Here is a 15,591-nt window from a genome sequence, read left to right as displayed (position 1 = left end):
TCCTCTCTGGAAAAGCTTTAGCGTTTGTAGGTCGGTGTGACGAAGGGCAGGGCGCTGACGGTGATCGGCAGATATTTGCCGCGCACCTCGGCGTAGACGAGCGTGCCGGCCGCTGCATGGGAGACCGGAACATAGCCCATGGCGACGGGACCTTCGACGCTGGGGCCGAAGCCGCCCGAGGTGACTTCGCCGATCTCGACCTTGCCCTCGGCATCGGCATAGAGCTTGGCATGGCCGCGCACCGGCGCCTTGCCTTCCGGCTTCAGGCCGACGCGGCGGCGGGCAGCGCCGTTTTCGAGTTCGGAAAGGATTCGGCCGGAGCCCGGGAAGCCGCCGGCGCGTGCGCCGCCCGTGCGCCGCGCCTTCTGCATCGCCCATTCCAGCGCTGCTTCGACCGGCGAGGTGGTGGTGTCGATATCGTTGCCATAGAGGCAGAGACCGGCTTCAAGGCGCAGAGAGTCACGGGCGCCGAGGCCGATCGCCTGGACATCGGGATGCTCGAGCAGCCGCATGGTGACATCCTCGGCCTTATCAGCCGGGATCGAGATTTCGAAACCGTCCTCGCCGCTATAGCCGGAGCGCGAGACAAGACAGGAAACATCGTGCAGGCGGCAGTGGCGCACATCCATGAATTTCATCGCTGCGACGTCGGCCCAGAGTTCGGCGAGAACCTCGACCGCACGCGGTCCCTGCAGCGCGATCAAAGCGCGGTTCAGCAGCGTGATATCGCATCGGTCGCCGATATGGGCCTGCAGATGGGCCAGATCGGCCTCCTTGCAGGACGCGTTGACGACGACGAAAAGATGGTCGTCGAGATGGGCGATCATCAGGTCGTCGAGAATGCAGCCGCTGTTGTCGGTGAAAAAGCCATAACGCTGGCGGCCTTCGGCAAGACCGAGGATATCGACCGGAACCAGGCTTTCGAGCGCCAGCGCGGCATCCTCGTAGCTGCCGGATTTCGCCTTCACGATGACTTGGCCCATGTGGGAGACATCGAAGAGGCCGACCTCGGTGCGGGTATGAAGGTGCTCCTTCATGACGCCGGCGGGATATTGCACCGGCATGTCGTAACCCGCGAACGGCACCATGCGGGCGCCGCGCGAGAGATGCAGGGCATGCAGCGGGGTTTTCTTCAGGGCAGCAGTATCGTCCAAAAGACGCCTCCGGGGTTTGCGCCTTCTCGCGAAGGCACGGGCTCAAATCTGAAGGCGCGGCTGCGCACTTCTCTCCTGAGCCCCCTCTGTCCCTTTGCCTGAGATTGTTATCCCTTCGGCGAGCGTTTCGAGAACGCTTCTCTCCAGAGTTCCGTCTGCCCCTTGCTGGTCCTTTTGCCTGAGAGTTTCCGGGGCGGTTGCTCCTTCGGCACCGGTGGCGAAAGCACCGGATTCTCCCAACAAGGTTGGCGCAATTATCCGGCGGTTGTGGCTCTTGGCAAGCGGCAAATGTCGTCACCGAGCAAATTTTTGTCGTCTTATACCGATCCGGCCTTAAACTGCAGCAAATCTGCTTTTGCATTTCGGCTGTAAACCGGCTATCGCGACTTGCTGTTGAAGGGGATCTCATGCGGCCGACCGGACTGAAAGCGACGCTGTTTTTGCGCATGCTTTGCGCATTGAGCTTCGCGTTGCTCGGTCTTGCCCATCAGCCGCCGCAGGCTGTCGCCTCCGAAGGCTATCATGCGGCGGCCTATATGCTGCCCGACGGCAGCTTCGCTTCGCTCTGCGTCACGGTGAAGGACGCAGACGGCAAGACCGCCTCCTTCAAGCCGAATTGCGAAGCCTGCCGGCTGTCGGCCACCGTGATCCTACCGGCACCGGATGCCGGCTCCTGGCTCGAACGCAAGCTCGCCTCGCTCGTCAATTCGCCGATCGAAACCGCCGCCGTTACCGGTGCACGCGCCGTCAGCCGGGCAAATTCCCGCGCGCCTCCCATCCTCGGCTGATCTGCCTTCGCACTTAATGATGCAGCATGCCGGTCCGCCTGAGAGAAATTCGCGGCCGGCGAGGAGATATCCGATGAAGATTAGCAAGACATTTGGCAAGACATTCGCGCTTGCCGCCCTTCTTTCCGCGACCGCCATCGCCGGCGCAGAAGCGCATGTGACCTTCCTCGACAGGGAAGCGACTGAGGAGACCACCATTCTCGCGACGCTGCAGCTGCCGCACGGCTGCGACGGCAAGGCCACCACGGAAGTGCGGGTCAAGCTGCCGGAAGGCTTCGTCTTCGCCAAGCCGCAGCCGAAGGCCGGCTGGGAGCTCGAGGTGATCAAGGGCGACTACCAGAAGATCTACGACAATCACGGCGACAAGGTGAAGACAGGCGCGGTCGAGATCCGCTGGAAGAACGGCAATCTCTCCGACGATTTCTACGACACCTTCGTCATCCAGGGTAAGGTTTCGGGCGTCGATGCCGGCACCTCGCTCGCCTTTCCGGTGACGCAGATGTGCGGTGACACGGTCGAGGCCTGGGATCAGGTGGCAAAGGATGGCGGCGACGCGCATGGGATGAAAAGCCCGGCACCGCTTCTGAAGGTCGTCGCCGGCGAAGACCATGGCCATGACCATGACGACATGGCCGGCATGGACATGTCCGGTATGACCGGTATGGGTGCTGCGGCACCGGCTGGAGAAACGGTCAAGGCCGGCGATCTCGAAGTCTCTGGCGGGTTCGCCAAGGCGATGCTGCCCGGCCAGCCGGTCGGCGGCGGCTTTTTCACCGTGAAGAACAACGGCCAGACGGACGACCGGCTGCTATCCGTGACATCGCCTGCGGCAGGCGAGGTTCAGATCCACGAGATGGTGACCAAGGACAACGTCATGCGGATGCGCCAGCTGAAGGACGGCATCGCCATCGCCGCTGGCCAGACGGTCAAGCTCGAGCCCGGCAACCTGCATCTGATGTTCCAGAAGGTGAAGACGCCGTTCAAGCAGGGCGATAGCGTGCCGGTGACGCTGACCTTCGAAAAGGCCGGAAAGATCGACCTGGTGCTGCAGGTGCTGTCGGTGCAGGGCAAGTAAGCGCGATCCGATGAAACAGCAAAGCCTGCGACTGTGATCCAGTCGCAGGCTTTCCTTCAAAAGGCGGTTGCCTCAGACCTCTTCGTAGGATTGCAGAGCCTGCTTGAGGCCGGCCTGCGGCTGGCGGTTGCCCTTGGCCATCAGGTCGAGCGCCACTTCCGTCGACTGGATGATGCTGGAGGGCTCCTCGGCCTGATCGGGGCTGTCGGCCTTCAATTGCCGGTCGGCGATGCGGCGTGCATCGCGCGCGGCGGTGCTGGTCGCGACACGCTGGGGAATCCTCAGCGATTCGAAGGCAATGGCAGCGGTGTTGGCCGATACGGACAGGAGCTGGGTCATGCCGTCACGGTATCGGCATGATATTGGCGCCATCATAACAAAATCATCGGCATTTTACCGGATGGTAAGAATTCATTCCGTCACGATTGGAATCTCTGCGGAGTTGCGATAAATCCGGCGGATGATCCAGGCTCTTCTCGTCGCCGTCGGCGGCGCTATCGGTTCCCTCCTCAGATATTATATCGGCCAGTGGACGCTGAGGCTCATGGGCCCGGCCTTTCCCTGGGGCACGCTTGCGGTCAATGTCGTCGGCTGCTTCGTCATCGGCGTCTTCGCCGAGTTGATCGCGCGGAGGTTCAACGCCTCGGTGGAACTGCGGCTTTTGCTGATCACCGGCTTCCTCGGCGGCTTCACCACCTTCTCGGCCTTTTCGCTGGATGCGATCTCGCTGTTCGAGCGTGGCGAGGCGGCGGCGGGCGGTATCTACATCATGGCGAGCGTCGGGCTTTCGATGGCCGCCGTCATGGCAGGCCTTGCCGTCATGCGCGCTTTGGCCTGATTTCTTTTCCGGTTTCCGTTTTGCTTGAAAATGCTCTAAAGGCTGCGGCAAGAACGCCGGCTTGGCCCGCGCTGCAATTTCCGAAAGATTTTTTATGGCTGGCATAGAACATATCAAGGTTGAACCCGACGAAGCAGGCATGCGGCTCGATCGCTGGTTCAAGGTGCATTTTCCCGGGCTCGGTTTCGGTCCGCTGCAGAAGCTTTTGCGCTCCGGCCAGGTGCGTGTCGACGGCGGCCGTGTCAAATCGGATGCGCGCGTGCAGCCCGGGCAGACGGTGCGGGTGCCGCCGCTCGATGTCGATGCGAAGAAGTCCGGACCGATCGCCGGCAAGGATCTCAAGCATTCGTCCGATTTCGAACTCCTGTCGCGCATGGTGCTGCATGAGGACGATAAGGTGATCGTGCTCAACAAGCCGCCCGGTATTGCGGTGCAGGGCGGCTCCGGTGTAGCCCGGCATATCGACCAGATGCTCGAAGCCTGGACCAGCCCGAAGGGCGAGAAGCCGCGGCTCGTCCACCGCCTCGACCGCGATACGTCAGGGGTTCTCGTCATCGCCCGCACCCGCGGCGCCGCACAGAAGCTGACGGCCGCCTTCCGCGAGCGTGATACCAAGAAGACCTATTGGGCGCTGGTCAAGGGCGTTCCGCGCAAGCACGAAGACAAGATCTCGACCTGGCTCGTCAAGGAGCCGACCGCCGATGGCGACCGGATGCGCATCGCCAGACACGGCGAGGACGGGGCCGACCATGCGATTTCCTTCTACCGCGTGCTGGAGACGGCGGCGCAGAACCTCGCATGGCTGGAGATGGAGCCCTATACCGGCCGAACCCACCAATTGCGCGTTCATGCCCTGCATATCGGCCATCCGATCATCGGCGATCCGAAATATTTCGACGATGATCCGAATTGGGATTTTCCGGGCGGCGTGCAGAAGAAGCTGCATCTGCATGCGCGCCGCATCGACATCCCGCACCCCTCCGGCGGCCGCCTGCGCGTCAGCGCGCCACTGCCGTCGCATATGGTGCAGACATGGAACCTGCTCGGTCTCGACCTTGCCGGTGCTGAAAGGGACAGCGAATGAAACTCGCCCTTTTCGATTGCGACGGCACGCTGGTCGACAGCGCCGGCCTGATCCATGAAACCATGCGTCGGACCTTCGAGAAATTCGGCAAGCCGGAACCGCGATTTGAGGACACCAAGGCGATTATCGGCCTGTCGCTGGATATCGCGATTGCCCGCATGCAGGGCAGGCCGCATGTCGAGCAGGACGATATCGAGATGACGGCGCATTACAAATCGCTGTTTTCGGTGGTGCGCCAGGATCTCGACTACAGGGAGCCGCTGTTTCCCGGCATCCGCGAGATGATCGACGCGATCACCGGGCGCGAGGATCTGCTGATCGGCGCAGTGACAGGGAAATCCAGGCGCGGGCTGAACCTGGTGATGGAGACGCACGGCTTCGACCGATATTTCACCGTTGCGCGCACCGCCGACGATTGCCCTTCCAAGCCGCATCCGGCCATGGTGACGGAATGCTGTGACGAAACCGGCATGAATGCCGCTGATGCCATTGTCATCGGCGATGCCATTTTCGATATGCAGATGGCAAAGGCTGCCGGCGCCAAGGCGATCGGCGTTGCCTGGGGCTATGCCAGCGTGGATGAGCTGATCGCCAACGGCGCCGATGCGATCGCCTATCATCCAAACGAGATACTAAGCCATTTTTCCTGAGGTAAGCCTATGCGCGATCTGCTGAACGATCTTTCCGAAGGCCTGAGCCATCCCGATCCGATCCGCCGGGCGCAGATCCAGATGAAGAAGCCGCTGCCGAAGCGTTTCTATACCGACGTCTCGGTTGCCGAATACGAGGGCGGTTTTGCGATCACGCTCGACGGCAAGATGGTGCGCACGCCGGCACGGCTGGTTCTTGCGGTTCCGACCGAGGCGCTGGCGCAGCTTGTCGCCGCCGAATGGCAGGCGCAGGGCGAAGAGATCGATCCCATGACGATGCCCATGACGCGGCTCGTCAACACCGCGCTCGACGGCATTACCGGCAACACGCAGGCGATCCTTGAAGATATCCTGCGCTTTTCCTCGAGCGACCTTATCTGCTATCGCGCCGATGGGCCGGAACTGCTGGTCGAACGCCAGGCCGAGCGCTGGGACCCGATGGTCGACTGGGCGGCAAACGATCTCGGCGCCCGTTTCATCCTCGTCGAAGGCGTGATGCCGCGTGAGCAGCCGCGCGAGGCGACCGCCGCCTTCGCCGTCACGCTCGCCAGATATGACAACCCGATCGCGCTCGCAGCACTGCACACAGTCACCACGCTCACCGGTTCGGCGATCCTGGCTCTCGCCTTCGCCTGTGGCCGGGTGACGATGGAGGAAGCCTGGTCGCTTGCCCATCTCGACGAGGACTGGACGATCGAGCATTGGGGCAGCGACGAAGAAGCCGAGGAGCGGCGGGCCAAGCGCTTTGCCGACTTCAAGGCGGCGACGGATGTTTTTTTCGCCCTAAGCGCCTGAAACATATTGCCTTCCCCGCCATTATGACGAAATCTGCGACTCCAACGGGGTCGTGCGGGATTTTGCGATGAATTGGCTGAGGTCGTGTTTTTGCCGGGCCGCACTCGTCTGTGTCGCGCTTGCAGCCTGCGGCAGCCTCTCGGCGAAAAAGCCGGAGGCACCGGTCTATGATGTGCGCAGCGCCGTCGTTGTCTCCGGGCCGAACATGCCGGCCGAGCTGCTTGGCGGCATCAACGACCGCGTCAATGCCGCGATCAACGCCACGGTGCGTGACACCGTGCTGCCGCGGGTGGTGCTGACGATCCGCGTCGTGTCGATCGAGAAGGGCCTCGGCTTCCAGAAGGACCGCAACGTCGCCAAGATCAGCATCGACGCAGCTTCCGTCGAGGACGGCTCGGTCATCGCGGTCAGCGCCTTCGACGTGACCAGCATCGCCGCCGACCCCAAGCTTGCCGACGAGATCTTGGCCGAGGACGTCGCAGCCAGGATACGCTCGGTTTTCTCACTCAGCGGGCGAAGCCACTAGCACAAGCGGCGAGGGAGATCGCATGAAGGAAATTCTCGAAGAACTGGAACGGCGCCGCGGCGTCGCCCGCCTCGGCGGCGGTGAGACGCGCATCCTCGCCCAGCACAAGCGTGGCAAGTTGACGGCGCGCGAGCGTATCGACCTCTTCCTCGATGAAGGCTCCTTCGAGGAATTCGACATGTTCGTCGAACATCGCTCCACCGATTTCGGCATGGACAAGAGCCGTGTTGCCGGCGACGGGGTCGTCACCGGCTGGGGCACGGTCAATGGCCGCACGGTGTTCGTCTTCGCCAAGGACTTCACCGTCTTCGGCGGCTCGCTTTCGGAAGCGCATGCCGAGAAGATCATGAAGGTGCAGGACATGGCGCTGAAGAACCGCGCGCCGATCGTCGGCATCTATGATGCCGGCGGCGCCCGCATCCAGGAGGGCGTGGCCGCACTTGGCGGTTACGCCGAAGTGTTCCAGCGCAATGTGCTCGCTTCCGGCGTCATCCCGCAGATCTCCGTCATCATGGGTCCCTGTGCCGGTGGCGACGTCTATTCGCCGGCGATGACCGATTTCATCTTCATGGTGCGTGATACCTCCTACATGTTCGTCACCGGCCCCGATGTGGTGAAAACCGTCACCAACGAGACGGTGACGGCGGAACAACTCGGCGGCGCCGTGGTCCACACTGTGCGCTCTTCGATTGCCGATGGCGCCTATGAGAATGATGTCGAAACGCTGCTGCAGGTGCGCCGGCTGATCGATTTCCTGCCGCTTTCGAACACCGCGCCACTGCCTGAAATCGAATGTTACCAGTCGGTGACAGAGGTCGATATGTCGCTCGATACGCTGGTGCCGGCCAGCGCCAACAAGCCCTATGACATCAAGGAACTGATCCGGAAGGTGGCGGACGAGGGGGATTTCTTCGAGATCCAGGCGAAATTCGCCGGTAATATCGTCTGTGGCTTCGGCCGCGTCGAAGGCTCCACCGTCGGTTTTGTCGCCAACCAGCCGATGGTGCTGGCCGGCGTGCTCGACAGCGACGCGTCGCGCAAGGCGGCGCGCTTCGTTCGCTTCTGCGACTGCTTCAACATTCCGATCGTCACCTTCGTCGACGTGCCGGGTTTCCTGCCGGGGACGGCGCAGGAGTATGGCGGCCTCATCAAGCACGGCGCCAAGCTGCTATTCGCCTATGCGGAGGCGACGGTGCCGAAGCTGACGGTCATCACCCGCAAAGCCTTCGGCGGCGCCTATGACGTGATGGCGTCGAAGCATCTGCGCGGAGATCTCAACTACGCCTGGCCAACAGCGCAGATCGCGGTGATGGGTGCCAAGGGCGCGGTCGAGATCATCTTCCGGAAGGATATCGCCGATCCCGAGAAGATCGCCGCCCACACGAAAATGTACGAGGACCGGTTCCTTTCACCCTTCGTCGCCGCCGAGCGCGGCTATGTCGACGAGGTAATCATGCCGCATTCGACCCGGCGGCGGCTGGCGCGCGGCCTGAAGATGCTGCGCAACAAGGATCTCACCAATCCCTGGAAGAAACACGACAACATCCCGCTTTGAGATTTGGCCGATGAATATATTCGTCCGGTCAGGTGTTTAGCTGCTGTCGAAAATGTGAACGGTTGTCAGCGATCCGTGTGTTCAATCCTTGCCGACGACAGGCTAACGCTCGGCGGTATTCTTTTAATGGAGAGATTTTATGTCAACTTTCGAGCGTCTTTCTGCCTACCGCCCCTATGGGCTGGCCGCTCTCAGGATCATCACCGCACTGCTGTTCATCGAACATGGCACGATGAAGCTTTTCGGCTTCCCGGCCTCGCAGATGTCGGGCTCGCTGCCGCCGCTGATGCTTTTCGCCGCCTTTCTTGAGCTTGTCGGCGGCATCCTCATTCTCGTCGGCCTGCTGACGCGTCCCGTCGCCTTACTGCTCGCCGGCGAAATGGCGGTCGCCTATTTCATGGCGCATGCTCCGAACAGCTTCTTCCCAGCCGTCAATCAGGGCGACGCCGCGATCCTGTTCTGCTTCGTCTTCCTCTACATGTTCTTCTCCGGTCCCGGCGCATTTTCCGTCGATAACCGCAAGGCAGCCTGAGCCGACATAGATTGCGGGGCGTTACGATGCCCCGCAGCGTTTTGGTGATCAAGCGGTGAGCTTGAGACCGGCGATGCCGCCGACGATCAGCACGATGCAGGCAAGACGGGAGACACTTGCCTCATCGCCAAGCAGCCAGATGCCGAGGAGCACGGTGCCGACCGTGCCGATGCCGGTCCAGACCGCATAAGCGGTGCCGATCGGCAGGTGCTTCACCGCCAGGCCGAGCAGCACGATGCTGACCACCATGGATATGACGGTCAGCGCCGTCGGCAGCGGCCGTGTGAAACCATCGGTATATTTAAGGCCGATCGCCCAGCCACATTCGAAAAGACCGGCGAGAAAAAGCAGAAACCAGGCCATACGACTCTCCTTGTTCAAGAGCGAGGCCGTCCCCGCGACGGTTGCATCCTCAGGATGCCGCAGTCGTCTGCGATAACCCCTATATGCGTAAGGGAACGGCTCCGTTCAAGGTAGGAATCCGCATGGCCGCTATGCCACCCGTTTCATGCCGGTCGGGATCAGGGCTGCCCACCAGCCTCCGCGGAAAAACTCTTGGCGCGGCGGCAGAGGCGGTCGAAGGTTTCGAGGAAGCGCGAGCGGTCCTTCGGGCTGAAGGCGGCGTTGTAGCCCTTGCTTTCACCGGTTTCACGCAGATGCGCGCCGAGATCGCGCATGGCGCTCGCCATGCCGATATTGGTCTCGTCGAAGACGCGCCCGGTCGGGCCGCTGACGAAGGCGCCGGTGGCGACACAGCGCACGGCGAGCGGTACATCGGCGGTGACGACGACATCACCGGGGCCGGCGCGCTCGGCAATCCAGTTGTCGGCAGCGTCGAAGGCGTTGGAGACGATGACGTTGTGGATCATCGGATCGCGCGATGGGCGTAGGCCGGAATTGGCGACGAAGGTGACTTCGAGGCCGTGGCGTTCGGCGACCTTCAGCACTTCCGGCTTCACCGGGCAGGCATCGGCATCGACATAAATCATGACAATATCCTTGCCGGCTGGATGGCCAGCTGGCGGACCATATCGATATGGGGAATGCCGTCTTCCAGATATTCCTCCGATGCCACGATGAAGCCGAAGGATTCGTAGAAGCGGCGCAAATGGGCCTGCGCCGACAAGGCAATGTGGTGTGCCGGATAAAGCCGCTCGCAAGCGGAGATCGCTTCGCGCATCAATGCATCGCCGAGGCGCTTGCCGCGATGGGTGGGCGAGACGACGACGCGGCCGATTTTTGACGGATCATGCGGCTCGTGCGGTGTCAGAATCCGCGCCGAAGCCAGGAGTTCGCCGCTCTCCATCAGCCTTAGATGCAAGGCATCGATATCCTTGCCGTCGAGTTCCGGGTAGGCACAGTTCTGCTCGACGACGAAGACATCGACGCGCATTTTCAAGAGGTCGTAGAGCTCCCGCGCGAGGAGCTCATCGAAGGTCTTGATGTCGGCCATGCAGGTCGTCGAAGCCATCAGTAAACCACCACGCCGCGGATGCTCTTGCCGGAATGCATCAGCTCGAAGCCTTTGTTGATGTCGTCGAGCGGCATCGTGTGGGTGATCATCGGGTCGATCTGGATCTTGCCCTGCATGTACCAGTCGACAATCTTCGGCACGTCGGTGCGCCCGCGCGCGCCGCCGAAGGCGGTGCCCATCCAGTTGCGGCCGGTGACCAGCTGGAACGGGCGGGTAGAGATCTCCTGGCCGGCGCCGGCAACGCCGATGATGATCGATTTGCCCCAGCCGCGATGGCTGGCTTCGAGCGCCTGGCGCATCACCTTGGTGTTGCCGGTGCAGTCGAACGTATAGTCGGCGCCGCCGATCAGGTCGCCATTGCGCTTGGTCAGGTTGACCAGATAGGGCACGATGTCATCGCCGACCTCTTTCGGATTGACGAAATGCGTCATGCCGAACTTGTCGCCCCATTCCTTGCGGTCGCTGTTGATGTCGACGCCGATGATCATGTCGGCACCGGCAAGCCGCAGGCCCTGCAGCACGTTGAGGCCGATGCCGCCGAGACCGAAGACGATGGCGGTGGCGCCGATCTCGACCTTGGCGGTGTTGATCACCGCGCCGATGCCTGTCGTCACCCCGCAGCCGATGTAGCAGATCTTGTCGAAGGGGGCGTCGGGATTGACCTTGGCAAGGGCGATCTCCGGCAGCACGGTGAAATTGGCGAAGGTCGAGCAGCCCATATAGTGATGGATCTTGTCCTTGCCGATCGAAAAGCGCGAGGTGCCGTCAGGCATCACGCCCTGGCCCTGGGTCGAGCGGATCGCGGTGCAGAGATTGGTCTTGCGCGACAGGCAGGAATAACATTCGCGACATTCCGGCGTGTAGAGCGGGATGACGTGGTCGCCCTTCTTGACCGAGGTGACGCCGGGGCCGACGTCGACGACGATGCCGGCACCTTCATGGCCGAGGATGGCCGGGAACAGGCCTTCCGGATCGGCGCCCGACAGGGTGAAATCGTCGGTGTGGCAGATGCCGGTCGCCTTGACCTCGACCAGCACTTCGCCGGCCTTCGGGCCGTCCAGCTGCACGGTCATCACTTCCAGCGGTTTTCCGGCCTGAACGGCAACGGCGGCGCGAACGTCCATCTTCACAATCTCCCTGGTAATTTATTGGGGCGACCTTGGCACGGTCGGCGAGCCGCGCTCAAGCGAAAACCGGCCGCCGGCCTTTTCCTCTCAGGCGAATTCCATGATCACGGCATCGACGGCCAGGCTTTCGCCGGCGGCGGCATTGATCTTCGAAATGACGAGATCGCGGTCGGCGCGCAGCACGTTTTCCATCTTCATCGCCTCGACGATCGCAAGCGTCTCCCCGGCCTTGACCTCCTGGCCCTCGGCAACCGCGATGGCGACGACGAGGCCGGGCATCGGGCAGAGCAGGAGTTTGGAGGTATCGGGCGGCAGCTTCACCGGCATCAGCTTGTCGAGTTCGGCATGACGCGGCGAAAAGACTTTGGCCGTCACCGAAAGCCCCTGCCAGTCGATGCGCAACCCGTTGAGGAGCGGGCGGATCTGCGCGGTGATATCGCGGCCGCCGACCTTGCCGCTCCAGACGGGATCGCCCGGTCTCCAGTCGGTGACAACGCTGATGCTCTCGCCGTCAATCGCCCCCTCGACCGCCATGTCCATATCGAAAGGGATGGTGACGAGGCCATCGAGCAATCTTGCAGCGACGTAGTTGTCACCGATCTTGACCACCCAGTGCTCGCGCAGCGCGCCCGATGCGGCGCGCAGGCGATCGGCGAAATGCTCGCGCCGGTTCGTCTCGATCAGGCCGGCGGAAAGGGCTATGGCGGCAAGCGTGGCCTCTTCCTTGCGGTCCGGTTTCATCGGCGCGAAACCGTCGGGATATTCCTCGGCGATAAAGCCGGTAGACAGCCGGCCCTCGCGCCAGCGCGGATGTTTCATCAGCGCCGCCAGGAAGGGGACATTGTGCTCGATGCCATCGACGACGAAACCGTCGAGCGCCCGGCCCATGGCCTCGATCGCTTCGACCCGCGTCGGTGCCCAGGTGCAGAGCTTGGCGATCATCGGATCGTAATACATCGAGATCTCGGCTCCTTCGAAGACACCGGTATCGTTGCGGACGACGACATTGCCGGTCCGGCCTTCGGCCGGTGGGCGGTAGCGCGTCAGGCGGCCGATCGACGGCAGGAAGTTGCGGTAGGGGTCTTCGGCATAGAGCCGGCTTTCGATCGCCCAGCCGTCGAGCCTGATGTCTTCCTGGGTGAGGGGAAGTGGCTCCCCCGCTGCGACACGGATCATCTGTTCGACGAGATCGATGCCGGTGACGAGTTCGGTCACGGGATGTTCGACTTGCAGACGGGTGTTCATTTCGAGGAAATAGAAATTGCGGTCGCGGTCGACGATGAATTCGACGGTGCCGGCGCTCTGGTAATCGACCGCTCTCGCCAGCGCCACCGATTGTTCGCCCATCGCCTTGCGGGTTTTTTCGTCGAGGAAGGGCGAGGGCGCCTCTTCTGCCACTTTCTGGTTCCGCCGCTGGATCGAGCATTCGCGCTCGCCGAGATAGACGACGTTGCCATGCGCATCGGCCAGCACCTGGATCTCGATATGGCGCGGCTCGACGATGTATTTCTCGATGAAGACGCGGTTGTCGCCGAAGGAGCTCTTCGCCTCCGAGCGGGCGCGCTCGAAGCCGTCGCGCACCTCGCCATCATTCCAGGCAATGCGCATGCCCTTGCCGCCGCCGCCGGCCGATGCCTTGATCATGACGGGATAACCGATCCCGCCTGATATCACTTCCGCTTGGGCGGCATCCTCGATAACGCTGAGATGGCCGGGCACGGTGGACACGCCGGCGGCATTGGCGAATTTCTTCGATTCGATCTTGTCGCCCATCGCCATGATGGCCTTCGGCTTCGGGCCGATGAAGACGATGCCCTGCTTTTCCAGCTCAGCGCAGAAGGAGGCGCGCTCAGACAGGAAGCCGTAGCCCGGATGCACCGCCTCGGCGCCGGTTGCCTTGCAGGCGGCGACGATCTTTTCAGCAACCAGGTAGCTCTCAGAGGCTGCGGCCGGGCCGATATGAACGGCCTCGTCGGCCATCTCGACATGCAGAGCGTCCCGATCCGCATCCGAATAGACCGCAACGGTCAAAATACCCATGCGGCGCGCGGTCTTGATCACGCGGCAGGCGATTTCGCCGCGATTCGCGATCAGGATTTTCTTGAACATCGAGACTCCACCCAGAAATGCGTTCCGGAGTTTTACGCATAAAACACCGGAACGCACAATCAGGCTTGAGCAGCGTCAGGCGACAGCTGCCTGCGAGACGGGTTCCTCATCGACGATACGCAGCCAGCGGCTGCGCCGCGGTTCGGCATAGTCGCGCAACTGGACGGCGGCCATGATGCCGGCCCAGTGCGGATGATTGGCGCCGGGCAGCGTCGCTTGCTCGATCTGCTGGAGCACGCCGTATTCGACCGACGAGACGGGAATGACACCACCTTCGGCGACGCTTCTGAAGATGCGCATGGCAAAATCGACGTCCTGGCGGGTAATGCCCCGGCGATCGACGGCACGCGACAGCTTGTAGCCACCGATATTGTCGGTGATCGCCACACGGAGCTGGTCGAGGGCGAGCGCTCTCAATTCACCCGGGACAACGGTCGAAATCTCCATGACGTGGAGAATGAGCTCGAGTTCCAGCGCCGAGTTGACGACACCGGCGGTCGTGAACATGCGCATGATCCAGGCGACGTTGATTTCATCAAGCGAGCCTTGCGGATAGGTGTAATGGACGATGAAACCGGCGAACTGCTCGACGAAGAAAGCGTTCCAGGCAGCGCATTTCTCAGGGCAGGAATTGTTGAGCGCCAACATCGCCACGACATCGTCGGATGTCCGGATACCCTCCGGAAAAGCATGTTTGCGCAATAGCATTATATCTTCGGCCGTCAGCCGATGCTTGCCGGCCACCACACAGGCCGGAAAAGCGAGACGAAATTCGCTCATGTTTTAGCTCCAGGCTTCATCATGAAGCCGGAGACAGTTTTAGCGCCTGCGAATTGACGATCCCTCAAGAAGAGGAGTTAACCCGACATTCCCGGGGTGAGGAAGATTTTAACGATTGCGCCTGCAGCCGCTCGCGCCAGATGATGAAGAGACCTGATGCGACGATGATGAAGATGCCGATCCATTTGGAAAAGCTGGGGAAATCATTAAACAGCGCGTAGCCGAGAACGGTCGCCGAGATGATCTCGAAGTATTGGAACGGTGCAAGCAGCGACAGTGGTGCGAGGCGGAAAGCCCGGACGATGAGCATATGCGCATATCCCGAAATCGAGCCGAGGACGAGAAGCAGGACAAGACCGAGACCTGAGGCGGGCAGAGAGACGGCAAAATCGGCATTGCCGGAACTGCTTCCGACGAGAAGGGCCGCCGCCATGAAGACCGTTCCGCCGATGCCGGCCATCGTCTGCATGGTCAGCGGCGAATCGGCGTCACCGATGGCGCGGTTGAGGAACAGATAGAGCGAGAACAGAAAAGCGCAGGCGACCGGCAGCAGCGCCTTCAGGCCGAAAATCTCGTAACTCGGCTGAATGACGATCATCGCGCCGCCGAAACCGACGACGATTGCCATCCAGCGCCGCCAGCCGACCTTCTCCCCGAGGAACAGCGCCGACATGGCCGTCAGCATGAAGGGTTCGACGAAATAAATGGCGAAAACGTCGGCAAGCGGCATGTATTTGACGGCGACGAAGAAAAGCAGGCTCGCGCCACCGTGCAGCACGCCGCGCAGCAGGTTCATCCATGGCCGTTTTGCCGAAAGCGCCTTCAGCCCGAAAAGGGCAAAGAGAATCGGCAGGGTGCAGGCGATCTGGAAAAAGAATCGGTAGAAGGTCACCTGGCCCGGCGACATCGCCTCGAAGGTCGCCATGTATTTGGCGATCGCATCCATGATCGGCAGGATCAGCATGGCGCCGGACATGATCGCCATGCCCGGCAGGGAATTTTGATGGGCTGGATGCTCTGTCATGGTGGCCGGTTCTTGGCAGGGATGACGCCATCAACCATGAGAAGGCCGATCGATCAAGCAGAGCAACCGCAAATAGCTTC

At 61.9% G+C, this 15,591-nt stretch carries 18 protein-coding genes and 2 riboswitches; of the genes, 9 read left to right on the top strand and 9 right to left on the bottom strand.

The genetic code is table 11. From position 1 onward, the window contains the following. Window positions 1-17 precede the first annotated feature (17 nt). Entirely contained in the window at window positions 18-1,154 is a 1,137-nt protein-coding gene (gene gcvT, locus J3O30_RS12120; RefSeq protein WP_207580589.1) for a glycine cleavage system aminomethyltransferase GcvT, read from the bottom strand. 76 nt (window positions 1,155-1,230) lie between these two features. Beyond that, a riboswitch (glycine riboswitch) is annotated at window positions 1,231-1,311 on the bottom strand. Between the two features lie 3 nt (window positions 1,312-1,314). Next, window positions 1,315-1,403: riboswitch (glycine riboswitch) on the bottom strand. Window positions 1,404-1,561: 158 nt separating this feature from the next. On the opposite strand from gcvT, the gene J3O30_RS12115 reads away from it, so the two are divergent. Further along, on the top strand, window positions 1,562-1,942 hold the full coding sequence (locus J3O30_RS12115; RefSeq protein ID WP_207580588.1) for a hypothetical protein: 381 nt from the start codon (window positions 1,562-1,564) through the stop codon (window positions 1,940-1,942). 73 nt (window positions 1,943-2,015) lie between these two features. Next, on the top strand, window positions 2,016-3,017 hold the full coding sequence (locus J3O30_RS12110) for a copper chaperone PCu(A)C (RefSeq protein WP_207580587.1): 1,002 nt from the start codon (window positions 2,016-2,018) through the stop codon (window positions 3,015-3,017). 72 nt (window positions 3,018-3,089) lie between these two features. Here J3O30_RS12110 and J3O30_RS12105 read toward each other — a convergent pair whose 3' ends face one another. Continuing rightward, window positions 3,090-3,356, bottom strand: a complete 267-nt coding sequence (locus J3O30_RS12105) for a hypothetical protein (RefSeq protein ID WP_207580586.1) — start codon at window positions 3,354-3,356, stop codon at window positions 3,090-3,092. A gap of 121 nt (window positions 3,357-3,477) precedes the next feature. On the opposite strand from J3O30_RS12105, the gene crcB reads away from it, so the two are divergent. From crcB to J3O30_RS12070, 7 genes are all read left to right on the top strand, one after another. Continuing rightward, window positions 3,478-3,855, top strand: coding sequence for a fluoride efflux transporter CrcB (gene crcB, locus J3O30_RS12100; protein ID WP_207580585.1), 378 nt, complete (start codon window positions 3,478-3,480; stop codon window positions 3,853-3,855). A gap of 94 nt (window positions 3,856-3,949) precedes the next feature. After that, the gene (locus tag J3O30_RS12095) at window positions 3,950-4,939 is read left to right on the top strand and encodes an RluA family pseudouridine synthase (RefSeq protein ID WP_207580584.1); all 990 of its coding nucleotides are present in this window, start codon (window positions 3,950-3,952) and stop codon (window positions 4,937-4,939) included. Further along, entirely contained in the window at window positions 4,936-5,589 is a 654-nt protein-coding gene (locus J3O30_RS12090; protein WP_207580583.1) for an HAD-IA family hydrolase, read from the top strand. The genes J3O30_RS12095 and J3O30_RS12090 overlap by 4 nt, the downstream gene beginning before the upstream one ends. A 9-nt stretch (window positions 5,590-5,598) precedes the next feature. After that, complete coding sequence (locus J3O30_RS12085; protein WP_207580582.1) at window positions 5,599-6,384, top strand: ATP12 family chaperone protein; 786 nt, start codon at window positions 5,599-5,601, stop codon at window positions 6,382-6,384. 67 nt (window positions 6,385-6,451) lie between these two features. After that, window positions 6,452-6,910, top strand: a complete 459-nt coding sequence (locus J3O30_RS12080) for a hypothetical protein (protein ID WP_207580581.1) — start codon at window positions 6,452-6,454, stop codon at window positions 6,908-6,910. Window positions 6,911-6,932: 22 nt separating this feature from the next. Continuing rightward, a complete protein-coding gene (locus J3O30_RS12075; protein WP_207580580.1) occupies window positions 6,933-8,465 on the top strand; it encodes an acyl-CoA carboxylase subunit beta in 1,533 nt (510 codons plus the stop codon). A 139-nt stretch (window positions 8,466-8,604) separates the two neighbouring features. Beyond that, the gene (locus J3O30_RS12070) at window positions 8,605-8,997 is read left to right on the top strand and encodes a DoxX family protein (protein WP_207580579.1); all 393 of its coding nucleotides are present in this window, start codon (window positions 8,605-8,607) and stop codon (window positions 8,995-8,997) included. A 48-nt stretch (window positions 8,998-9,045) separates the two neighbouring features. Here the strand turns inward: J3O30_RS12070 and sugE are convergent, their stop codons facing one another. From sugE to J3O30_RS12035, 7 genes are all read right to left on the bottom strand, one after another. Beyond that, window positions 9,046-9,360 (bottom strand): quaternary ammonium compound efflux SMR transporter SugE, encoded by a 315-nt coding sequence (sugE, locus tag J3O30_RS12065; protein ID WP_007629198.1) that lies wholly within the window; start codon window positions 9,358-9,360, stop codon window positions 9,046-9,048. A 158-nt stretch (window positions 9,361-9,518) separates the two neighbouring features. Continuing rightward, window positions 9,519-9,986 (bottom strand): YaiI/YqxD family protein, encoded by a 468-nt coding sequence (locus tag J3O30_RS12060; protein ID WP_207580578.1) that lies wholly within the window; start codon window positions 9,984-9,986, stop codon window positions 9,519-9,521. Further along, window positions 9,983-10,468: a GNAT family N-acetyltransferase gene (locus J3O30_RS12055; protein WP_207580577.1), complete on the bottom strand. Its 486-nt coding sequence runs from the start codon at window positions 10,466-10,468 to the stop codon at window positions 9,983-9,985. The genes J3O30_RS12060 and J3O30_RS12055 overlap by 4 nt, the downstream gene beginning before the upstream one ends. Further along, the gene (locus tag J3O30_RS12050) at window positions 10,468-11,595 is read right to left on the bottom strand and encodes an S-(hydroxymethyl)glutathione dehydrogenase/class III alcohol dehydrogenase (RefSeq protein WP_207580576.1); all 1,128 of its coding nucleotides are present in this window, start codon (window positions 11,593-11,595) and stop codon (window positions 10,468-10,470) included. The genes J3O30_RS12055 and J3O30_RS12050 overlap by 1 nt, the downstream gene beginning before the upstream one ends. Window positions 11,596-11,685: 90 nt before the next feature. Next, window positions 11,686-13,707, bottom strand: a complete 2,022-nt coding sequence (locus J3O30_RS12045; RefSeq protein ID WP_207580575.1) for an acetyl/propionyl/methylcrotonyl-CoA carboxylase subunit alpha — start codon at window positions 13,705-13,707, stop codon at window positions 11,686-11,688. A 75-nt stretch (window positions 13,708-13,782) separates the two neighbouring features. Then, complete coding sequence (locus J3O30_RS12040) at window positions 13,783-14,487, bottom strand: hypothetical protein (RefSeq protein WP_207580574.1); 705 nt, start codon at window positions 14,485-14,487, stop codon at window positions 13,783-13,785. Between the two features lie 64 nt (window positions 14,488-14,551). Next, the gene (locus J3O30_RS12035) at window positions 14,552-15,511 is read right to left on the bottom strand and encodes a DMT family transporter (protein WP_207580573.1); all 960 of its coding nucleotides are present in this window, start codon (window positions 15,509-15,511) and stop codon (window positions 14,552-14,554) included. Window positions 15,512-15,591 lie beyond the last annotated feature (80 nt).

This window comes from Rhizobium sp. NZLR1 (assembly GCF_017357385.1).
GTDB lineage: Bacteria > Pseudomonadota > Alphaproteobacteria > Rhizobiales > Rhizobiaceae > Rhizobium.
The sequence above is the reverse complement of the archived record's forward strand: the minus strand, read 5'-3'. Positions and strand labels throughout refer to the sequence as shown.